Source organism: Pseudomonas sp. MWU16-30317, from assembly GCF_020515695.1.
GTDB lineage: Bacteria > Pseudomonadota > Gammaproteobacteria > Pseudomonadales > Pseudomonadaceae > Aquipseudomonas.
In genome coordinates, this window is the sequence record NZ_JAIWJA010000012.1 from 106,722 (window position 1) to 127,038 (window position 20,317).

Genomic DNA, 20,317 nt, shown 5'->3' on the forward strand with positions numbered 1-20,317 from the left:
CATGAACCCGACCCGTGCCCATCTGGCTCTGTTCGCCTGCCTGCTATTGTTGTTGGTGCTGTTCAACGGCATGGCGTGCAGTGTCAGTCATGGGCAGATGATGCGGTCTATGCTCATGCCCAAACCCGCCCCTGCACATGGCCATCAGCAAGGCCATACCATGGGCGGCATGGGTGATATGGCCGCAATGCCCGGGATGGCCATGCATGACACCGCCGGTACCCTCGACACCGCCAGCAACCACGACATGCCGATGCCAGGCATGAACTCGCTCTTCGGCGATTGCTTCTTCGCCGGGTCGATGCCCATAAACCTGATCGTTTTTGCCCTGATCGGCTGGCTGCTGCGCCATCGAGAAGCTCGCCCCAAGGCCTACCTGACACTATTCAGCGCGCTACCTCGGACCCTCCTGCCCAACCTCAAACCCCGCGCACCCTGATCACTCTCCCCGCCCCGCCTCCCCCCAACACCCGCTGACCGCTTTTAACCGGCCAGCATCGATCCCACCAGCCTGATCGGCACCGAGCGCGTCGAAGTGCTCAAGGGCCCGACCTCGGCACTCTATGGTGGAGGCATCGGCGCGCCTCTGGGCGGCTTGATCAACGTGATTTCCAAGCGCCCCCAAGCGCAGCCGAGCGCTCAAGTATCGCTTCGTACGGGTAGCTATTCGACGGTGAACCCGTCACTGGATATCAACACCCCCATCAACGAAAACATCAGTGCCCGGCTGGCCGCCGACTACCAGGAGAACGACAGCTGGATTGACCATGTCAGGGGCCGACTGGTCGTGCAGGGATGCATTGGCCGGGTTTGGCGCTATTCCCACGAATGCCCGCGTGGTCCGCGACCGCAACCGCATCACCGGTGCTGGCGTCACCGCTGGGCTGGACTTCGGCCTGGCCATGGTCGCCGAACTGCGTGATCGCACCTATGCCGAATGCACCCAGCTGATGAGCGAGTACGATCCTCACCCACCGTTCAATGCCGGCTCGATGAAGACCGCACCGCCTGAGGTCAAGAAAGCCATGATTAAACTGGTCGCGGAGTTTTCGCACCAGGCGCAGGTGCTTTCCGGGATTGCGAAAGCCTGACGCACGACCTTGAGTGGCCTGCTCGATGGGCTACTCAAGAGCGTGATCGCGGCTTGCCCTGAACACCAGGCTGGGCGCCTGGCCCGGTACATCGTCGAGCTTGCCGACTCGTACCATGCCAACCTTCTCCAACACACGGATGGAGGCACCATGGGCGGGCCGCACGATGCCGAATACCTCTGCGACCTCCAGCTCCTCAAAACCGTACTCCAAGGCGGCTTGGCTGAGCTCGGTCGCATAACCCTGACCCCAGGCTTCTACTGCGAAGCGATAACCCAGGTTCAAGCGCTCCTCGTCTAGATAGGCACGAGCATCCAGGCCGCCGAAGCCGATGACCCGCTCGGGCGCGGTGCGCGTGCAGATCGCCCACTGGCCATAGCCCGTGCGCGCCCAGTGAGCTAGCCACTGGTCCAGCAAGGCGCTGGCCTGGCTGATTTCGGCCAAGGGCCCCGCAGGGTTGAATTGGTGTGTCGCGGGGTCGCCATAGATGTCGAACAGCCGCGCCAGGTCTTCGCGAACAGGTGGGCGTAATAGCAGTCGGGAGGTCAGGCGCTGCATAGGGTCTCCAGCGTTGATAACAACAAAATAATGGCCCCTGCGACGAGCGTTACGGCAGTGGAGCACTGGAGCATTTGCATCCTGTTGAATGGCCAGCCGCAGCGACAATGAAGCTCCGGCGCTGGCTATCAGCTGAAATCGTAGCGCATCGGTGATAAGCATCCAATAAACGGGTTCAAGCGATGATCGCCACGGTCTCTGGCTCCAGTACGCGAGCGCCCCGTCATGCAGTAACATTTGCAGGAATCGCAAATAATCTTGCGGGGTACTGAAAAAGGCCTCCACCGTTTTTACCGTCTGATCAAGATCGAGCCTGAGCCTCGAGTATGTAGCGGTCATGCATCAGAGCGACCTCACGGATGCTTTCCATGGTGCGTAGATCCACCGCACTGCGCCCTGGTGCCATCACCGTGCCCGCGCGCTGGGCCTGGAACGCCAGGCCATGAGAGAACAGCGAGAAGGCGTGGATGACCACTCCCTCATCGCCCCTTGGCAGCTCGCCAACCGTAAGCGTTCGGTGGATACGTGCCTATGTTGATCGTCAGGCACCGGCGCTGCCCGATTTCGTTCTCATGAAGCCAGCGTCTGTAAGCGGACGACGGCGATCATGAGTTTGATCCAGTTGGCGCGCATAAATCGTTACCGATCATATCGACAGCAATGTCGGCAAGTGCACGCAGTCTGTCCATTCGCCGCATGTCCTGGTGATAGCCCATCCATATGTCACGACTGGGCGGCGCTTCGTCGACTTCAAGCCGCCTCAGCGTCGGCAGCTGGTCGCCGAGCGAACGTGGGAGTACAGCGACACCCAGTCCCTGCGTGCACATCTGCGCTTGAACTGTGCGGCTGCTGCTGCTGAAAACGGTTCGGGCTTGCGGATACATCTGCTCAAGCCAGAGCACATCGGGGTAATGGGCCTGGGCCGTGTTCATCGTAATCAAGCCAAGGCCCTCGCCATCTTTTTTTGGCGAAGGCATTGCGACACCAACGTACAGACCGTAGCTCATCGTCAGCAGACGACGCTGAACGATGTCCGGCTCGGTGAAAGGCACGATCCTGAACGCAATATCAGCTTCTCGACGAACAAGATCGAACTGTCGATGTCCGGGGATTATCTCTGGAACAATCAATGGGTGACGTTGTGAGAGTTCACTCAGCACCGGCGCCAGTACGTAACTGGCAAACCACTCTGCACATGAGATGCGCAGCAGTCCTTCGGGTTGTTCGCTGTCGCCCGCTAGGCGCCGCTCAATCGCCAGGGCGGTATGCTCCATCTCTTGGGCCAGGTGGAGAATTCTCTCACCACTGTCAGTCAGCACAAGGCCAAGCCCTGTGCGGCGGAAGAACATCTGTCCACTCACCTGTTCAAGCACATGCAGGCGCCGCCCGACAGTGGGATGACTGACGCCCAAAAGCTTGGCGGCGGCTCCCAGGGATCCGCTTCGCGCAATCGCGAGAAAGACGCGCAAATCATCCCAGTCCATGGCGCACCTCGTACAAAAATGAACGCCGAGGTTGCAGCAATGACACTCCCATCGCAAGTCCCCTGCTCGCACACTGGGCCACGTTTCTTCGTAGCGTTCCAGAGTGGTGCAGCTTATGAACATTGGATTTATCGGGGTGGGAAGCATGGGCCGAGCAATCATCCCTGTGCTGATTGACGCGGGTCATCAGATCTTTGCGTGGAATCGCAGCCATGAAGCACTGGCCGGTTTGCAAGGGATGCAGGTGCTTGAATCCCCAACGGAGGCATTTGGGCAAGACATCGTTATCAGCATGCTTGCAGATGATCTTGCTGTTCGGGAGGTAATGCTGTCCTCGGGAGCTTTGGAGGCTGCAAGCAAACACTGCATTCATATCGTCATGTCGACGCTTTCACCCCAGTTGATGGAAGAGCTGCAAGCGCTCCACCATAAGCTTGGGACAGTGCTGGTAGCCGCGCCGGTTCTTGGTGTGCCCGCAGTGGCGGCCAAGGGTGGAATGAATATTCTGGCAGCAGGGCCTGATCAGGCCATCAAGAAAGTCCAACCGATCTTCGATGTGCTTGGGAAAAAAACCTGGCGGATGGGTAGCCATCCCGTTCAGGCCTGCATCGCGAAAGTTGCCGCAAACATGATGATCACCCAAGCTATCGAGTCGCTCGCCGAAGCGAGCGTACTCGCCGAGCGCTACGGGCTAAGCCCGGCGGCATTTATCGAAGTCGTGACCGAGACGCTGTTTGCCTGCCCTAGCTATCGGCGCTATGGGCAGAATATTGTAAACAGCAGCTATGAGCCTGGGTTCAAGCTGTCCCTGGGTCTCAAGGACATCAATCTTGCCCTTGATGCTGCTAGCCCCAAGGGGCTGCGGCTGCCAGCCGCCAACGTCGTGCGATCCAGAATGATTGCCGCGCAAGCTCAAGGGCTAGGAGATAAGGATTGGTCGGCGTTTGCTACCGTGACGCAGGATTACCCAACAACTGCTGAGACTCAGGATCCGTGGCGGACAGCGCCCATGACTCATTCTCGGCGTGGCAATTTTTGGGTGACCGGACAGCGGGTCACTCGGCATGACAAGACTTATCAGAAGGGCCCGATGTATGTCGCATGGGAAGCACCCGAGCACATTACCCAACCTTATCCGGTTGTGCTCGTACACGGCGGCACCCTACAAGGCACCGAGTGGCTGGATACGCCCGAGGGTCGTCCGGGTTGGGCTCAGCGCTTTGTCGAAGCTGGTTATGTAGTCTTTCGGGTCGACAGGCCGGGCCACGGTCGTTCGCCTTATCACAGCGAAATCATGGGCGAGATGGGGCCACCTTTTTCCTACGAGCGTGCGCGTGAGGTTTATTTCCCCGAGGGTGGGGGCGAAACGCAGTGGCCGTTCGCAGCGGATGATGAGGCAGCTTTCGATTCTTTTATTGCGGCCTACGGCCCGATGCCAGCAGACCTGAGTGCGTCGCAAACACTGGATGCGGATCGTCTGGCTAGCCTGTTGGATCGGATCGGCAAGTCCATCATCGTTACCCACTCCGCTTCGGGCCCTGATGGGTGGCTGATTGCCGACCGCAGACCAAGCCTTGTCGCGGGCATCGTTGCAGTAGAGCCCATGGGTCCGGTGTTTGGGGATACACCCGGCATTGGATCTCTAGAGTGGGGACTGACAGCGGCACCGATCACCTTTGACCCGCCTCTCGCAACGGCAGCTCAGGTGCGAGCAGCGGATCCATTGACCTTGAAGATACCTGGGCTCAAGGGTGTACCCGTCGCACTTCTGACGGGGGAGACATCCATATTTGCCTCTTTCGCGACCAGCATTGTTCCTTTTCTGCGGACTGCCGGGGCAAGAGTCGACCATTTGGATCTGCCGGCACTGGGCATCCATGGCAACGGGCACGGATTGATCTATGAGCGCAACTCCGACGAGGCCTTTGAGGTGGTTTCAAACTGGCTCTCTACGTCCGTCAGCGCTTCCAGCAAGACATGAGCAATTTGGTCAATGAGGACACACCATGAATATTGAAACGCTGCTCGCCCGAGTGGATGCGTTAGAAAGTCGCGCTGCGATAGAGGCGCTCATCTCGGGTTACGCCAACGCGTTTGACCGCAGGGATCGAGGGCTTTTGCAGGAAATCTGGCACGAAGACGCAATCTTGGATCTACCGGGGTTTGGGAGTGCCGCGAGTCGTGGTGAAATTTTGCAAATGGCAAATCACAACTGGGAAAAAATGCCCCACATGCATCACTGGATGGCCAACCCTTTGATTGAGATTGTCGGTGATAACGCCACTGCTACGGTTGCCGCTAACTGCCTGTTTCATGACATCGAACGTGGCCCGGTACAAGTAAGTGGACTCTACAACGACAGTTTTGCACGCCGCAGTGGACAGTGGCGCTTCCTGTCGCGGAGCTTCCAATTACACTACCTCACCCCGTTAAAAAACTGGGTGCCAGTAGCGGGCACTGAGCAGTTCATCACAAACAACTAAAAGACTTGACATGTTTGCTGATCAAGTTCATCTCGCCCATCAACTTGCATACCTTGAATCGCCCGATATGCATGCCGTCCACTTTCATCGTCAGCATGATGCTTCACAGCCCATGCGACGAAGACCCGTTACGACACCCAGGACCTCACGTTTCAAGGAGCCATACACTGATTCATGCCTGATCAAGCGGCAATCTTCACGCCCTCCATGAATTTTTGAAGACGAGCCGAATCCGTACCTTTCAGTAGCGTTTGCGGTGGTGCGTCATGCAGGACTTCGCCGCTTTCCATATAAACGATGCGGTCACAGACGCCAAAGGCAAAGTTCATCTCGTGGGTGACGATGACCATCGTCATGCCTTCTTCGGCAAGCTGCGTGATGACCTTCAACACTTCATGTACCAATTCTGGATCAAGTGCCGACGTCGGCTCGTCAAACAGCATGACAGCCGGCCGCATAGCCAAGGCACGTGCAATGGCAACGCGCTGCTGCTGGCCACCGGAGAGTTGATGTGGGTACTTGTAGGCATGCTCGGCAAGTCCGACCTTGGTCAGCATCGCCAGGCTCAACAAGCGAATCGCTTCACGACTGTCATGCTGGTGATACAGCGGCGCCATCATCACGTTATCCAGCACAGTGCGATGAGCAATCAGGTTAAAGCCCTGGAATACCATGCCTACGTGAACGATGCGATCCAGATGCTGTTTGACAGCGCCACCCTTTTCACGGCTTTCAATGCCGCTCAAGAAGGGTGCCCCCTGCAGCAGCACCTCGCCTTTGTTAAGCGTTTCAAGGCCATTGAGACAGCGTATCAGTGTGGTCTTACCCGAGCCTGACGGTCCGATGATGGAAATGACCTCGCCCCATTTCACCCTGAGGGATACCCCCTTGATGACCTCGTTCGGACCGTAGGATTTGCGCCCGTTCAGCAGTTCCAGGGCGTATTCGCCTTTGTGCTCAAGTTCGAGTGCCTTGCGCGTGCTGACTTGCGCGCCGCTGACCGCTATGGGATCGGCGATACCCGGTTGGCGGCGAGCAATATCCAGCTTTCGTTCGAGCGCCTTGAGCAGGAAGCCGAACACTGTAACGATCAGAACGTAGTAGCACGCTACCGCCGTGAGCGTTTCAAGGATCAGAAAGTTTTGCGTGTATAGACGCTCGCCTACCAGCAGAATTTCCGCGAGGGAAATGACCGAAACCAAGGAAGTCAATTTGACGATGGTGATGTATTCATTGATCAGCGTAGGCAGCGCTATACGAAATGCTTGTGGTACGACAATCAACCGCTGAATTCCGACATAACGAATACCCAAGGCTTTTCCCGCTTCAAGCTGCCCCTTGGCGACGGCCAACAAACCACCCCTGTGAATTTCCGCCGTGTAGGCCGCTTCGCTCAGCACCAGCGCAATCAGGCCGGCGACGAAGGGATTGCCCAGCCAACCGCTGGTGGAGGGAAAGACCTGAGGTACGTTGTAGATGAAGATCAGCAATACCAGCAGCGGCAAGCTGCGGAAGAACCAGATATAAAGGCCCGCTGCGCCCCTTATGACGGAATTACCGGATTGTTTGCCAAGCGCCAGCACGAAGCCGGCCACGATACCTAGCAGCCAGGTCGTGACACTGAGCTGGACAACCGTCCACGATGCCTGCCAGAAGGCGACATCGGTAAATAAGCTGATGACATAATTCCAATCGAACGGCATAAAGACTCCTGCGTCGGCGAGCTGCCGAAGACTCCCGTTGGAGCGCTCCGGCACCAGGACAATTATTTACTGGCGTAAGCCGCGGCGACGTCTTCAGGGGTAGGTTCTTGAAGGTTGTAGCTTGTCAGCATTGCCTGGTATTCGCCGTTCCTCTTCAGACGTTCCAGTTGTTCGGTGAGGGCTGCTACCAACGCAGTATTGCCCTTGGCCACGCCCAGGCCGATGACGACCGGTTCCAAAATGGTTTTTGAAGTGATCGCCAAGCGTCCATTGGTTTGCTTGACCAGCATTTGCGAGACTGCCGCATCATCAAATTGCACATCGGCGGCGCGCGACAGCAATGCCTGGGCAGCCAGCGGCGATGAGTCATACTCTTGGACGACGATGGGGCCCAGCCCCGCCGGAGCACAATGGTCGGTCGAAAGCTTGGCCAGGGTAGGCACCCACGCCGCGCCTTTGAGGGAGGCCACCTTCTTGCCGCAGAGGTCCCCAGGGATCTGCGGCTGGAAATCGCTGCCCTTGAGGGTCATCAGCGAACCGCCAGTCTTCAGGTAGGGCACGTAGTCGATCTGCTTGGCGCGCGCCGGGGTGATGTAAAGCGCCGAGGCGATGACATCGAATTTTTTTCCGGTCAGGCCAATGACCAGGTTGGCGAACCGGGTGTCGTCGATCTTGGGCGTGAGCGAAAGGCCCTTGGCTATCTTGCTCATCAGCTCGGCATCAAAGCCTGCAGGCACGTCCTTTTCGAAGTAATCGAAGGGGGCCCAGGTGAGGTCGGAGCCGATGGTGAGTACGCCACTTTGGAGCGTTGGCAGTTGTGCTGCACTGGCATTCGCGGCAACAGCGGTGAGGCCACACACCAGCAGGGTTTTAATCAGACGAGAGCTGAACATGAGGTATTCCTGAATCAAGAAGTAGGGTTCAGAGAGCAATGACGGGCATTTCGCGCGGCGCGCGACGGGTCAATATCTGCGGGCCAGCGCTGGTGATATGGACATTTTCTTCATGCACGATCATCTTCCCGGGCGCGTACTCCATACCGGGTTCGATCGTGATGACCATCCCTTCTGCCAATACTGTGTCGTCACCTGGCATGTGCGAAGGCGGCTCGGTCAATTGCAAACCTAGCCCATGCCCAAGCCGGCCCACGTTGTTGCGCAACATCCCGGCCGGTTCCAGAACATCCATCATCGCGCGCCACAGCTCGGAAACCTTGGTACCCGGCACGGCGATTTTCATGGCTGCTTCGGTGGCGTCCCAAATCGCTTCGTTTGCACGCAGCGCTGCGTCGGCAACGCGGCCAAAACCGAAGTTACGGTCGAAGTCGCAGAAGTAACCATTCACGGTGGCGCCGACGTCGATGATCAGCACGTCGCCGTTTTCGATCACGCGGCCACTGGGCCGAGAAATGATTTGTTCATAGCCGCCCATGCCGGATGCTGCAGCCATGAACGGTACGGCGTGAGCACCGCCCTGGATGATGTCGACCGTCAGCGCCTTGGCGATTTCGCGCTCGCTCTGCCCGCAACGAGCGTGGGCTGGCAATTTGTCGAAGGCATCGCTGACGATGGTGCACGACTCACGAATGTACGCCACCTCCGCAGACGACTTGATCGCCCGGACATTCCAGATGCAAGGAGAACCGTCTACCAACTCGCAAGCCCTGAGGCTGTCTTTGAGTTTCAACAGATCGTTGACGGGCATGCGGATCGTCGACTCGCGGCCCATTTCCATACCCACGCGGCCATGCCGACGAGGTAGGCCCAACAGCGCCTCGGTCAGCAAGGTAACGCCTTCGTCACCAGGGCGCGGCGCTGGCCAGCTCAGGGTCTGCCCGATCCAGCTGCCTTTTAGCAGCGGTGCACCAATCTCCGGAACCACCGCAATGCACAAACCATCGGCCGGAATGATCAGAAACCACGGCCGGGTCGGGCTTTCCCAGAATTGGCTGTCGAAACCACTGAAATAGCGGAAGTTAGGCGGTGAAGTCACCAGCAGGGCGTCGAGCTGGTGCAGTTTCATCTCGGTTTGGGCGCGCGCTACACGCCCCTCGAATTCAGCGCTGGGAAAGGCGAGATCCATGGTTATCTCCAAAAGTTGAGTAAGTGGCAGCCAATCAAGGAACTCACGCAGGCGTCGCAAGCGACCACAACGCGTCGGTCAATATCTGTGCGCCTGCGACGAGGTCTTCGTCGTGCGTCTTCTCTTTAGGGTTATGGCTGATGCCGCCGATACTGGGGACGAAGAGCATGGCGGTCGGGCACAGCGTGGCCATCATCTGGGCGTCGTGGCTGGCACCGGAGACCATGCGCTGGGTACTGGCGCCGCGTGCTTTGGCGGTGGCTTCCAGGGTGTCGCACAGCGTCGCATCGAACTTCACGCTAAGCGCTCGGGATAGATGGCTGAGCTGAACCGTGAATCCAAGGGCTTCAAGCTTTGCGGCCTCGGCTCTCAACAACAGGTCTGCTTCGCGCAATCGAACATCCTCTACGTCGCGAAAGTCGACGGTAAAGCGGGCCAGGCCCGGCACGACATTGATCGCGTTCGGCTCCAAGGCAAACGTCCCGATAGTGGCGACCGCTGGCAGGTGTTCAACGCTGGCAGCGGCTGACAACGCACAAGCCAGGCGCATGGCAGCCATGCCGGCATCCAGCCGCAGCGGCATCGGTGTAGTCCCGGCGTGATTCGCGCAGCCGTGCACCTTTACCTCCCACCAGGAGTGCCCCTGAACCCCCTCGACAATTCCGATGGCTTTGCCATCGGCTTCGAGACAGGGCCCCTGCTCGATATGCAACTCGACGAATACGCTGGGTAACAGTGCCCACGGAGAGGACTGGCCGGCGTAGCCGATCCGGTTCAGCTCGGCGCCAACGGAGTTGCCATCACGGGACTCTGTCGCCAATGCATCCTCAAGGCTGATGTCTTTGGCAATGACTCTGGACCCGAGCAGATCGGGAGAAAACCGGACCCCCTCCTCATTGCTGAAGACAGCAACGGCCAAGCAAGCAACGGGTTGCAGGGCTGCGTCGCGAATCGCTTGAAGCATCTCGATGCCGGCAACCACGCCGTAGCAGCCATCGAGCTGTCCGCCTCTGACTACCGTGTCAATATGTGAGCCGGTCATGATGGGTGCTTGCGGTGACGTGCCTTGGACGACGCCATAGAGATTACCGATGCTGTCTACGGTAACCACCGCACCGGCTTGCTCCAGCCACGTCCTGATCAAATCACGCGCGCACGCATCTTCATCGCTGAACGCTAGCCGGGTGCACCCACCGGACTCGATAGCGCCGATGCCACCGAGCGTTCGAAGACGCGCCAACATCCGCTCGCCATCGATGATCGGCCAACTCATGGCAATGCCCTGGCTTTGATCAAAAGCGACTCGTATAGCGCTTCGTCCGTGGCGCCTTCGGTATTGAACAGCAGCACTACCGAATCGGCATTCAAGCCCAGTAACTGCTTGGCTTGCGCCGAGGCCAGGATCGTCTGCAAGCCCCCTAGGCCGGCCGCACCACTCTCCCCGCCTTGAACGACAGGGTCATTGCCCAAAGGCATTGCCATCGCGACCATCGCGCGCAGCCCCGCTTCATCCGGGATGGTCATGAAAGCCGATGCCTGTTTCGCCAAAATGCGCCAGGCGATCAACGAAGGCTCATAACACTCCAGCATCGCCATGACAGTCGCTTGCTGGGGAGCAATGCGGGTGGCGTGGCCGTTCCTGGCGCTGTCATACAGACACGCCGCCTTGTCCGGCTCGACCACAATGACCCTTGGCGCTGCCTCTCCCAAGGCATTGGTCAAGTACGCAGAGACAGCGGCGGCAAACCCTCCCACACCGGCCTGTAGAAATACATGGGTGACCGATCTGCCCAACCGCAGCGACTGCTCGACAGCTTCCTTCGCCATGACCAGGTAACCCTGCATGACCCAAGTGGGAATGTGTTCATAGCCCGGCCACGAAGTATCGGAGACCACATGCCAGCCATGATCGGTGGCCATACGCGAGGCATGTGCAACCGAGTCATCGTAGTTGCCTGGCACGCGGATGACTTCAGCCCCTTGTGCCTTGATGGCATCGGCGCGGCTCTGGCTGACGCCTTCATGGACGAAGATCACCGACCTGCAGCCCACGACCCTCGCGGCGGCAGCCACCGAGCGACCATGATTGCCGTCGGTAGCGCAGGTCACTGTCAACCCGGCGGCGCCCGCTCGCACCGCAGGTAGATTGACATCGGCCGCGCCGAGCCGATGGCCCAATGCATTGCCCACTTCCTGTAGCACCAGTCTGACAACAGCGTGGCCGCCCCCCAGGGCTTTGAAACTACGCAAGCTGGAACGTTGCCCCTCATCCTTGAGCAGAATCGATCCGAGTCCGAGACTGCCAGCCAGAGTATTCAGCTCATAAAGAGGCGTCTGCTGGTAATCGATACAGGTCAGGTGGTTCTGGACGCTCTCCACTGCACCTAAAGAAAAAGCTTCAGTCGCAGACTGCCGGACCGAGAGCGATTGAGAAAAACCAGAATTGAGATGAAAAGACATCGAAGGACCTGGGCACCGAGTTAAGATGAAGAGAATATAGGCTTTCAATGCTTATAAATGGTCTCTAAAAACGGCCCTCCCAAGATAAAAATTATCGCGACATCACTGAGAAGTTTATGAATCCCCCCCACGCCACCCTCGACGCTTTCGACCTGAAACTGCTGGATCTGATGCAGCGCAACAATCAGCTGCCGATACGTGAGCTGGCAGAGCGAGTCAGTCTATCGCTCCCCGCCGTTGCCAAGAGACTTCAGCGGCTGAGAAAGGCCGGCGTGATCGCTTCGGACATTAGCGTCCTCTCCCCCGAACTGACCGGGGTCGGCACCACCATCATCGTCAACGTCTCGGTTGAAAATGAGGCCGTTGAACAGTTGGATGAGATACGCGAAAGGTTTTTGCGCTGCCCTCAGGTTCAACAGTGCTACTACGTGACTGGCGATATCGACTTCATATTGATCATGGCGGTGAGGGACATGAAAGAGTACGAGAAACTGACCCGCGAACTGTTTTTTGAAGGCGGCAACGTCCGACGCTTCAGGACATTCGTGACGATGGATCGCGTCAAGGTTTCGCTGGGCCTTGCGCTCTGAATAAAGCGTTATGTCCCTTCATGAAGCGTCCTGTGAAATCGGCAGTTATCGACTGGAAGCGGAGGATTTTGCTTCTGCATCAATGGGGGCCAGGTTTGGCAGTCCAGATAGGAAACATACGCTGAAAACCCTCTCAGGTGAGCTGCGGCCGGTGTTAAAAGGGCACCCCACCGGTACCTTGCCGATCAAATGACGCAGAAGGCAATCAGCCCTACCAACAACGCCCAGAAGCTTGACCCTACCCCGAGCAGGGTAAGGCCCGAGGCACTGGTCAAAAATGTCATTACTGCCGCCTCCTTGCAACGCTCATCCAACAGCATGCGCTCCAACGATTTGCCCAGGGGAACCAGCAAGGCACATCCTGTCATTGCCAACAGCGCGGGCCGAGGCAGCATATTGAACATCGCCATCAAGGGAGCGCCGCACAGCGCTAACAGGGCATAGGTCGCCGCATAGGCAAAGCTCGCGGCCCGCCTGTGAGCACTGGCGCCTTCACCTTCACTACCGCTGCACATGGCCGCCGAGATAGGTGCCAGATTCAACCCGAATACTCCTAAAGGCGCCAGCAGCACCGAGATTGCTCCGGTGCACCACAGCACCTTGCGAACGTTCGGCTGGTATCCCTGTTGGCGCAGCAGGGCGAGGCCAGGCAGGCTCTGTGCAACCAACGAGACCACGCACAATGGCATCCCCAGGCCGATCAACAGCCCGATGGAAAATTCCGGCTTTTGCCAAACCAGTACAGCGGCCAAATCTTGCGTAATCACAGTTGTCTGGCGGTTGAACACCAGCAATGCCAGGGCCAAGGCAAGGAAAACAAAAACCATCGCATAGCTCGGGGCTATGCGGCGGCCCGCCAGGTAGGCGGCCAGCCCCACGCCGCCGAACAACAGCGACTGATCGATAGCCTGCACCATTCCCAACGTGAACGGAAACAACAGCCCTGCCAGAAGCGCCGCGCAGAGGCTCGTCGGTAGACGCTCGACCCAATGAACGAATCTCGAGCTACTGGCGATGCCCACAATCAACAGCGCACTCGCCAAAAAACCACCCAACGCTGCGTCGAAATGGGTTAGTTCGTGTACGCCCGCCAGAAGCGCTGCGCCTGGTACTGACCACGAAATGAAAATCGGCATGCGCCAGCGCCAGGTCATATAAGCACCGATCAGCGCAATGCCACCACAGGATGCGGTAACGGCCGAGGCCAGGCTGGATGGCGCGCCACCCACCACGGTCAAGGCTGCAATGACCAGTGGCAGTGTGCTGAAAAACGACAACAGTGCTGCCAATGTTCCAGCGGTAACGGCCGGAACCAGCGTCTTGAGCATGAGGCAAATATCCACTTTGAAAATGAAGACGCCCTCTTGCCATGCGGCACGAGGGCGAGCGCAGTACCATCGCCAACAATCAGAACAACGGCAGGGTGTAGCTCAGCATCAAGCGCGTCTGATCCACGCCACGGGTGAACTGCGACCGATAGGAGCCGTTACGCAACTTCACCGAGAAGTTCTCCAGGCGGCTGCCCTTCTGAAAGGCATAGCCGATATCGGTGTTGCGCTCCCATTCCGCATACCCGCTGACACCACCCACCGTGGCGTCGCTAGCACTCACATAACGGTTGGACAGCGTCAGGCCCGGCAAGCCGAATTCGGCGAAGTCGATATCGTAGCGGGCATACCACGCACGCTCGTTGGCCTCGCTGAAGTTGTTGATCAGGATGTCGGTGAACAGATAGGTCGCGCTGCCATTGAGGAACGGCATCGCCGTATCGCCGTACAGCCGCTGGTAGCCGGCGCTGAACGAATGCGCGCCGATCCGGTAGCCAAAATTGCTGCTGACCGCCTGGTTATCGACATTGCCAGCGTAGGCTGCACCCGCGTCGCTGGCGTTGAACAGGCGCACCTCGGCACTGGCGGTGCCCGGGCCCACGGGGTGGGTGTACTTGAGTGCCGCGTACTCTTGACGGTAGGCGTCAGAGAGTTCGCCGTAGTACAGGCTGCCCGTCAGGTTTGGCGCAAACCGATAGTCGGCGCCCGCATAGCGAAAGTGATCGCTGGCCTGGGTCGCCGCGAATCGGCCATTGAGCGTGGTGGTGGTGATCTTCTGGAAATCGGTAGAGTCGCGTTGTTTGACCTCGTTCAACTGACCCGCGGTAATCACAAGATTATCGATGTCCTTTGACTGTAATTCGGTACCGAGGAAGGTCTGCGGGAACAGCCGCGTGCCGTTGGAAACGAACAACGGGTTGATCGGCGACATCGAGCCGATATGCACTTCGCTTTGGGCGAAACGCATCTTGCCGGTGACCCCCAGCTTGCCGTATTCGGACTGCGCCCTCTTGGCGTAGCTGGGGCCGCCGGCGACGGCGCTGCTTTCTTGTGGCAGCAGCCCGCTGCCGCTGCGATCGGGGCTAGAGTCCAGGCGCACGCCGAGCATGCCTCGTAGGTCGAGGCCGAAGCCGACCACACCTTCGGTATAACCGGAAGTCAGGTCGAGCATGAAGCCCTGGGCCCACTCTTCGGCCTTGGATTTCTGATTGGGAGCACTGCTGACCTCATCGCGCAGATCGCTGTTGAGGTAGTAGTTGAGCAACGTCAACTTGCCTTGGCTGTCACCAATGAAATCGGCAAAAGCGGTTGGCATCCAGACAGCCGAGCACGCGAGGCCGATGACGCATGGCCCTGGAGAAATGAAACGCATGGAAAACCCCACAAAAAAGTATCGGCAGCGTTGGCGTGATAATCGATTTGTTATTGTTATTCACAGTGTGCTTTGGCAGCAGTGGGCTGGGCGCCCACTGCCGTTCGCACTCATGCGTTATGCAGTTGCAAGATGGCTGAGGATCGAGATGCCACTGTGCGGCAGCTGATGAGCGCAGCGATGCTCAGGACCGCTCCGAAACTGATGTACCAGGCTGGGGACAGGCTGTCGCCGGTTACGCCGATCAACCAGGTGGCGATAAAGGGTGCAAAGCCACCGAAGACCGTCACCGCCAGGCTGTAGCTGATCGAGAGGCCCGCAGCACGGCTGCGGGTGCTGAACAGCCGCCCCAGCAGAGCCGGTACTGGCGCGAAGTACGCCGTGAGCGCAACACCCATGACAAGCTGCACGAGGATCATGCGCTCGACACTGGGGGCGGCAACGAGGAAGGCAAATGCCGGGTAGATTGCCAGCAAGATGAAGATCGCCGCCGGCATCATTACCCGCGTTGCACCGATACGATCCGACAGACCACCGAAGTATGGCGCCAGGCACAGTTGCACCAAGCCGGCGACCATCACCGAATAGAACGACAACTGTGCCGGCAAATGCAGCTGGCGAATGGCGTAGGTCGGCATGTACAGCAACAACATGTAGGAGCCGATGGTGCACAGCACGATCAACCCAGTGGCCGGCAGCAGGCCTATCAAGCCACGCCAGAACGACACTTTAGCCGGGCTGTCAGGGCTCGCTGCCTGGGCGCTGTATTCCGGGGATTCTTCGACGTGATTGCGAATATAGAGGCCCACCGGACCGATCAGCGCGCCGAACAGAAACGGAATACGCCAGCCCCAGGACAGCTGATCCTCGACCGGCAGCCAGGCGATCAGCATGCCGAAGATCGCCGCCAGCAACGCGGTCAGGCCTTGACTCGCGACCTGCCAGCTGGCGAAGAAACCGCGCTGGCTTTCGTGTGTGTGCTCCAGCAGAAAGGTAGTCGAACTGCCGAACTCGCCGCCTGCGGAAAACCCTTGGATCAAGCGTGCCGTGACCACCAGCAAGGGCGCCCAGAAGCCGATGCTGGCGTAGGTGGGCATCAGGCCGATGGTCAGGGTCCCCAGGGTCATCAACAACATGCTCAGGCTCAATGCCGCTTTACGCCCTGCGCGGTCGGCGTACAGCCCCAGCACGATGGCGCCCACCGGGCGCGCCACGAAGGACACACCAAAGGTCGCAGCGGTGAGCAGCAAAGAGGACAGGTCGTCGCCCGTCGGGAAGAACAATTTGGAAATCGTAATGGCAAAAAAGCCGAAAACGATGATGTCGAACCATTCCAGCGCATTACCGATGGTGGCTGATATCACCGCGCGTCGCTGTTGCCGGTTGTGGATGAAGCTGCCGTGGTCGCCGTTGCGCATGCCCGTGCCCTGAAAAATGTATGGTGATGGCAGTGATAAGGGTCCATCCGCTCGGCCAAGTCTTGATGCTCGGCTCGATTATCCGCCCCCAGGCCTTGGCCCGGGGGCGGTCCCGACAAAGTGCTCAGTCGCCCAGCAGGCCGCGCTTGATCATCTCCTGTTCGAGGTCCAGCAGAGCCTTGCCTAGCCCTTCACAGAGCTCATCGATCTGCGCGTGATTGATGATCAGCGGTGGCGTGATCATCTGGATATCGCCATAGGCGCCGCGGTTGGCACGCCGGTTGTACAGCGCGATGCCGTACTTGAGCGCGTGCTCGGTGAGGCGTGCCGGGGCGTTCAGCTCCACAGGCAACTGGCGCTTGCTGGCCTTGTCGGCGACCAGTTCGATGGCCATCAGCAAACCGGTGCCTCGCACGTCGCCCACCAGCCGTGACCGTTGCTGAACCTCCAGCAGACGGGTGCGCAAATGATCCCCCAGGCTGACCGACTTGTGCAGCAATTCGCGCTCGATGATTTCATCGAGCACCGCTTCAGCGATGGCGCACGACAGCGGGTTGGAGAAATAGGTATGGCCGTGGACGAAACCGCCGCTGCTGGCCACTGCATCGACGATATGGTCGGGTGCCAGCAAGGCGCCGAATGGCGTATAGCCTGCCGCCAGGCCCTTGGCCAGGGTCACCAGATCGGGGCGCACGTCCGGGAAGCGCTGCGACGCCAGGAAATGTCCGGTGCGCCCGCCGCTGAGAATTTCGTCGTGGATCAGCAACACGCCATGGCGGGTGCAGATATCGCGTACCGCTCGGTGGTAGCTGTAAGGCGCCACGATGGCGCCACTGGCCAGGCCGCCGATCGGCTCGAGGATGAACGCCAGCACCGACTCCGGTCCTTCGTCGAGAATGGTCTGCTCCAGTGCCTGCGCACACTGCAGAGCATAGGTCTCGGCATCCACGCCGGCCGGCAGGCGATACGTCAGGGGCGCTGGCACCTTGGGCATCTTGGTCAGCATCGGCTCATAGATCGAGTGGGTGAAATCATCCCCGGTGATCGCCACGGTGCCTAGCGTCGCGCCATGGTAGCTCGGGTCCAGGGACAGCACCTTCCAGCGCGAGCCCTGGCCGGTGACCACGGCGTATTGGCGTGCGAGTTTCATGGCCGCCTCGTTGGCCTCCGAGCCGCCCGACACGAAAAACGCGCGGTCGAAGCCTTCACCGGCCAGGGCGCAGACCTTGTCGGCCAACTGCACGGTATGCGGGCTTTCGAAAAACCGTGGATAGGCGAAGGTCACTTTGGCTGCCTGTGCGGCCATTGCCTTGAGCACCCGTGGATTGGAGTGGCCAAGGTTGCTGACCATGGAGCCAGAGGTCGCATCCAGGTAGCGATTGCCGAACTCGTCGTACAGATAGATGCCCAGCGCGTGGTCGATACGCGGTGGCCGTGGCGCGCCCTTGGGCATATAGAAACCGAGGATGGACCCGCCTTTGGGGGTGTCACCGACCAAGCGTGGGGTGGCGGAATCAGGCTGCATGATGGGAGACCTCTTGAGAGTGGGGCTGGCTGAAGCCGAGCACGACATTGCGCAGCAAGGTGCTGACGTCATTGCGATAGTGGTTGTGCGACAGGGCCCCACAGAAAGTGATGGAGCCCACCGCGAACACCTGGCCGCCGTGGCCAGTGTGGTAATGGATCATTTCGGCGCGAATCATCCCTTCCGGTTTGCCTCGGCCCAGCGTCATCAGGTGCGACAGCAGACAATCCAGAGACACGCCGAATCCCGGGCCGTGGCCCTCCGAACGCGCCAGCACGGTGTAACGCGCCGGGCTACCGTCCACCGCCTCGGCCGCATCCAGCTCGAAGCCCGCCGCACCGCCGGCGCACAGGCCGTAATCACCAAGAACGGGACCCTCGATGCCTTCCAGAATCCAGCCGCCTGGCTGCTCACGCGCCTCGTCCAGGACCCTGAAGTGACTGCTTTCGTAAGGCCCCTGAGCGACGAAACCTATGCCCACCAATTGGTTGGGGGTACGCCCGCTGTTGCGCCACAGGCCGCTGTATTGGCCGTCCAGCGCATGAAAATACTCACCGGACGGCGCCGCCCAGGCGCGGGTACCGTTTTCGCTGCGGCGCATTTCCAGCACCCCGGGGATGCTGTCGCTACGGCCGATGCGCCAGTAAAAGCCGTTGCCACCCAGGTAGCAGAGATTGCCGCCGCCGCGCTGATAGCCCGCGAAGGCATCGAGAGTCTGCTCGGTGTGGTATTCCGGATGGGTACCCGTGAGCACGCAGGCGTACGGCGCCATCAAGGCGGCGCCTTGGCTTTGCAGGTCTTCGTCGGTGACGATATCGAAGGCGATACCCTGTTGTTCGAGCCAGTCGAGCAGGTGCGAGTCAGCGATGTAGTGCCGGCACCCTGAGCCCTTGGCATCGTTGAAGGTCATGAAGCCTGGGCGCATGGTCAGCATCGGCCGCAGCCGCGACGAAAAATACACGCCACTGCCATCACTGTGCAGGTTGTAGGTCGAAAGCCCGTATTCGCGGTGCTCGTCGGGATTGTGCGGATAGGCACCCCACTCGGCCACCTTGGCCTTGAGCGCCGCATCATAGTTGCCACGGGCGAAATTGGCGTAGGCCTGATAGGTGTAGGTCGGGGCGACGAACAGCACCTTGGCGGTGGGTTTGCCCAAGGCCGGCCGCACATAGAACGGCAGGTAGTCGACATGCTCGCCGACACTTATACGCATGGCGTAGGAGCCACTCGCCAAGCCCGCAGGCACGGTGAAGCTGAAATCGGTTTGCCAGGCAGCGTCGTAAAGGTCGTCGTCGTGAAAGTGGATCGCGGCATAATGCTCAGGCGCGTGGCGCCAGCACATCTCGCTGGCATCCCAGCGACTACCGGTCACCGCACGCGATGGAAGGTTGTGCAGATGGGCATGGCGGCCATGTGGCCCGATGTCGGTAGCGATCAGCGTGTCGATGCCCAGGGTGAAATCCCAAGCTGAGTACAGCGCCGAATGCTGGGTCGGCAGTTGGCCGATCACGTCGCTCAGTGCCAGCGATGCGCTGAACAAGCAAGGTTGCTCGAGGCGACCGTTGAATGCGAAACGAGTCGAACCTTCGAACTGTTCGGCACCCAGCAGCAGATCGGCGGTGCTCGACAGTACGTACGGGGTAAGTACGTGTTGCTGAGCACGCAGGCTCAGGGGTGCAGGGCTGCCTGAATCGAATTGTTCGATGGCCAGCAGCACGCGACCACTGTGTGCGTCGTAGCTCAAGGCGAGGTCATACCAGACCGGCATCAGCGCGGCTTCAAAGCGCAACTGCTGCTGCGCGGCCCCCTGGTAGAGGGTGAATAGCACGCCTTCGGCATCGACCCGCACGCTGAAGCCATCATCACCGTGCTGGGACACCAGGCACTGGCTACCGCGTGGCAAGGCGGTAGGCTGAAACCGTACGCCGAAAGTCAGGCCAGACGTCGAGCAGACTGCCGGCGCCTGGCGGGAGATGGCATAGGAGCCGGTTTGCAGCGGCTGGAAACGCGAGGGGTAGCTCGCGCTGAACACAGTGCTCAGTGCTTCAAATTTCAGACCCGGGCCCGCCGGGTTGGCGTCCGCGTGAATGACCCGCACCAAGCGGGCATCGAAAGCTTGCGCGGCGCGACTGGACACTTTGAATTGCAGCGATTCGCCGACGCTGGCGCTGAGGCGGTCGCTGTATCCGATCAGGGTAATAGGGTCTGACATCAGAATTTCCA

General features: G+C 59.4%; 18 protein-coding genes. 5 read left to right on the top strand and 13 right to left on the bottom strand.

The window, feature by feature from the left end:
- Window position 1: 1 nt before the first annotated feature.
- Entirely contained in the window at window positions 2-439 is a 438-nt protein-coding gene (locus LIX93_RS26315) for a hypothetical protein (protein WP_226506979.1), read from the top strand.
- Window positions 440-767: 328 nt separating this feature from the next.
- Window positions 768-1,091: a hypothetical protein gene (locus LIX93_RS26320; protein ID WP_346015245.1), complete on the top strand. Its 324-nt coding sequence runs from the start codon at window positions 768-770 to the stop codon at window positions 1,089-1,091.
- 30 nt (window positions 1,092-1,121) lie between these two features.
- On the opposite strand, the gene LIX93_RS26325 is transcribed toward LIX93_RS26320, so the two are convergent.
- From LIX93_RS26325 to LIX93_RS26335, 3 genes are all read right to left on the bottom strand, one after another.
- On the bottom strand, window positions 1,122-1,649 hold the full coding sequence (locus tag LIX93_RS26325; protein ID WP_226506980.1) for a GNAT family N-acetyltransferase: 528 nt from the start codon (window positions 1,647-1,649) through the stop codon (window positions 1,122-1,124).
- Between the two features lie 301 nt (window positions 1,650-1,950).
- A complete protein-coding gene (locus LIX93_RS26330; RefSeq protein WP_226506981.1) occupies window positions 1,951-2,124 on the bottom strand; it encodes a hypothetical protein in 174 nt (57 codons plus the stop codon).
- A 130-nt stretch (window positions 2,125-2,254) separates the two neighbouring features.
- Entirely contained in the window at window positions 2,255-3,133 is an 879-nt protein-coding gene (locus LIX93_RS26335) for a LysR family transcriptional regulator (protein ID WP_226506982.1), read from the bottom strand.
- Between the two features lie 115 nt (window positions 3,134-3,248).
- Here LIX93_RS26335 and LIX93_RS26340 point away from each other — a divergent pair, with 115 nt between their 5' ends.
- Together LIX93_RS26340 and LIX93_RS26345 are read left to right on the top strand one after the other, a co-directional pair.
- Window positions 3,249-5,114 (top strand): NAD(P)-binding domain-containing protein, encoded by a 1,866-nt coding sequence (locus LIX93_RS26340; RefSeq protein WP_226506983.1) that lies wholly within the window; start codon window positions 3,249-3,251, stop codon window positions 5,112-5,114.
- Between the two features lie 25 nt (window positions 5,115-5,139).
- Window positions 5,140-5,616 carry a nuclear transport factor 2 family protein gene (locus tag LIX93_RS26345; RefSeq protein ID WP_226506984.1) on the top strand — a complete coding sequence of 159 codons (477 nt, stop codon included), beginning with the start codon at window positions 5,140-5,142 and terminating at the stop codon, window positions 5,614-5,616.
- Between the two features lie 182 nt (window positions 5,617-5,798).
- On the opposite strand, the gene LIX93_RS26350 is transcribed toward LIX93_RS26345, so the two are convergent.
- From LIX93_RS26350 to LIX93_RS26370, 5 genes are all read right to left on the bottom strand, one after another.
- Window positions 5,799-7,319: an amino acid ABC transporter permease/ATP-binding protein gene (locus LIX93_RS26350; RefSeq protein ID WP_226506985.1), complete on the bottom strand. Its 1,521-nt coding sequence runs from the start codon at window positions 7,317-7,319 to the stop codon at window positions 5,799-5,801.
- Between the two features lie 62 nt (window positions 7,320-7,381).
- The gene (locus tag LIX93_RS26355) at window positions 7,382-8,212 is read right to left on the bottom strand and encodes an ABC transporter substrate-binding protein (protein WP_226506986.1); all 831 of its coding nucleotides are present in this window, start codon (window positions 8,210-8,212) and stop codon (window positions 7,382-7,384) included.
- Between the two features lie 28 nt (window positions 8,213-8,240).
- A complete protein-coding gene (locus LIX93_RS26360) occupies window positions 8,241-9,461 on the bottom strand; it encodes a Xaa-Pro peptidase family protein (RefSeq protein ID WP_226506987.1) in 1,221 nt (406 codons plus the stop codon).
- Window positions 9,445-10,674, bottom strand: a complete 1,230-nt coding sequence (locus LIX93_RS26365) for a Zn-dependent hydrolase (RefSeq protein ID WP_226506988.1) — start codon at window positions 10,672-10,674, stop codon at window positions 9,445-9,447. The genes LIX93_RS26360 and LIX93_RS26365 overlap by 17 nt, the downstream gene beginning before the upstream one ends.
- Window positions 10,671-11,861: a diaminopropionate ammonia-lyase gene (locus LIX93_RS26370; RefSeq protein WP_226506989.1), complete on the bottom strand. Its 1,191-nt coding sequence runs from the start codon at window positions 11,859-11,861 to the stop codon at window positions 10,671-10,673. The genes LIX93_RS26365 and LIX93_RS26370 overlap by 4 nt, the downstream gene beginning before the upstream one ends.
- Before the next feature lie 116 nt (window positions 11,862-11,977).
- On the opposite strand from LIX93_RS26370, the gene LIX93_RS26375 reads away from it, so the two are divergent.
- Window positions 11,978-12,451: an Lrp/AsnC family transcriptional regulator gene (locus LIX93_RS26375; RefSeq protein ID WP_226506990.1), complete on the top strand. Its 474-nt coding sequence runs from the start codon at window positions 11,978-11,980 to the stop codon at window positions 12,449-12,451.
- A gap of 185 nt (window positions 12,452-12,636) precedes the next feature.
- On the opposite strand, the gene LIX93_RS26380 is transcribed toward LIX93_RS26375, so the two are convergent.
- The 5 genes from LIX93_RS26380 to LIX93_RS26400 form a co-directional block, all read right to left on the bottom strand.
- Entirely contained in the window at window positions 12,637-13,794 is a 1,158-nt protein-coding gene (locus LIX93_RS26380) for a benzoate/H(+) symporter BenE family transporter (protein WP_226506991.1), read from the bottom strand.
- A gap of 64 nt (window positions 13,795-13,858) precedes the next feature.
- Window positions 13,859-15,094, bottom strand: a complete 1,236-nt coding sequence (locus LIX93_RS26385; protein ID WP_226506992.1) for an OprD family porin — start codon at window positions 15,092-15,094, stop codon at window positions 13,859-13,861.
- A gap of 167 nt (window positions 15,095-15,261) precedes the next feature.
- Window positions 15,262-16,569, bottom strand: coding sequence for an MFS transporter (locus LIX93_RS26390; RefSeq protein ID WP_226506993.1), 1,308 nt, complete (start codon window positions 16,567-16,569; stop codon window positions 15,262-15,264).
- Window positions 16,570-16,693: 124 nt separating this feature from the next.
- Complete coding sequence (locus tag LIX93_RS26395) at window positions 16,694-18,094, bottom strand: aminotransferase class III-fold pyridoxal phosphate-dependent enzyme (protein WP_226506994.1); 1,401 nt, start codon at window positions 18,092-18,094, stop codon at window positions 16,694-16,696.
- The gene (locus tag LIX93_RS26400; protein ID WP_226506995.1) at window positions 18,084-20,306 is read right to left on the bottom strand and encodes a LamG domain-containing protein; all 2,223 of its coding nucleotides are present in this window, start codon (window positions 20,304-20,306) and stop codon (window positions 18,084-18,086) included. Before LIX93_RS26400 ends, LIX93_RS26395 begins: the two co-directional genes overlap by 11 nt.
- Between the last annotated feature and the right edge of the window lie 11 nt (window positions 20,307-20,317).

What these genes read in the sequence shown, in the direction of transcription:
- LIX93_RS26315 (WP_226506979.1), top strand. Translation starts at nt 2, where the DNA reads ATGAACCCGACCCGTGCCCATCTGGCTCTGTTCGCCTGCCTGCTATTG.
- LIX93_RS26320 (WP_346015245.1), top strand. Translation starts at nt 768, where the DNA reads ATGTCAGGGGCCGACTGGTCGTGCAGGGATGCATTGGCCGGGTTTGGC.
- LIX93_RS26325 (WP_226506980.1), bottom strand. Translation starts at nt 1,649, where the DNA reads ATGCAGCGCCTGACCTCCCGACTGCTATTACGCCCACCTGTTCGCGAA.
- LIX93_RS26335 (WP_226506982.1), bottom strand. Translation starts at nt 3,133, where the DNA reads ATGGACTGGGATGATTTGCGCGTCTTTCTCGCGATTGCGCGAAGCGGA.
- LIX93_RS26340 (WP_226506983.1), top strand. Translation starts at nt 3,249, where the DNA reads ATGAACATTGGATTTATCGGGGTGGGAAGCATGGGCCGAGCAATCATC.
- LIX93_RS26345 (WP_226506984.1), top strand. Translation starts at nt 5,140, where the DNA reads ATGAATATTGAAACGCTGCTCGCCCGAGTGGATGCGTTAGAAAGTCGC.
- LIX93_RS26350 (WP_226506985.1), bottom strand. Translation starts at nt 7,319, where the DNA reads ATGCCGTTCGATTGGAATTATGTCATCAGCTTATTTACCGATGTCGCC.
- LIX93_RS26355 (WP_226506986.1), bottom strand. Translation starts at nt 8,212, where the DNA reads ATGTTCAGCTCTCGTCTGATTAAAACCCTGCTGGTGTGTGGCCTCACC.
- LIX93_RS26365 (WP_226506988.1), bottom strand. Translation starts at nt 10,674, where the DNA reads ATGAGTTGGCCGATCATCGATGGCGAGCGGATGTTGGCGCGTCTTCGA.
- LIX93_RS26370 (WP_226506989.1), bottom strand. Translation starts at nt 11,861, where the DNA reads ATGTCTTTTCATCTCAATTCTGGTTTTTCTCAATCGCTCTCGGTCCGG.
- LIX93_RS26375 (WP_226506990.1), top strand. Translation starts at nt 11,978, where the DNA reads ATGAATCCCCCCCACGCCACCCTCGACGCTTTCGACCTGAAACTGCTG.
- LIX93_RS26385 (WP_226506992.1), bottom strand. Translation starts at nt 15,094, where the DNA reads ATGCCAACCGCTTTTGCCGATTTCATTGGTGACAGCCAAGGCAAGTTG.
- LIX93_RS26390 (WP_226506993.1), bottom strand. Translation starts at nt 16,569, where the DNA reads ATGCGCAACGGCGACCACGGCAGCTTCATCCACAACCGGCAACAGCGA.
- LIX93_RS26395 (WP_226506994.1), bottom strand. Translation starts at nt 18,094, where the DNA reads ATGCAGCCTGATTCCGCCACCCCACGCTTGGTCGGTGACACCCCCAAA.
- LIX93_RS26400 (WP_226506995.1), bottom strand. Translation starts at nt 20,306, where the DNA reads ATGTCAGACCCTATTACCCTGATCGGATACAGCGACCGCCTCAGCGCC.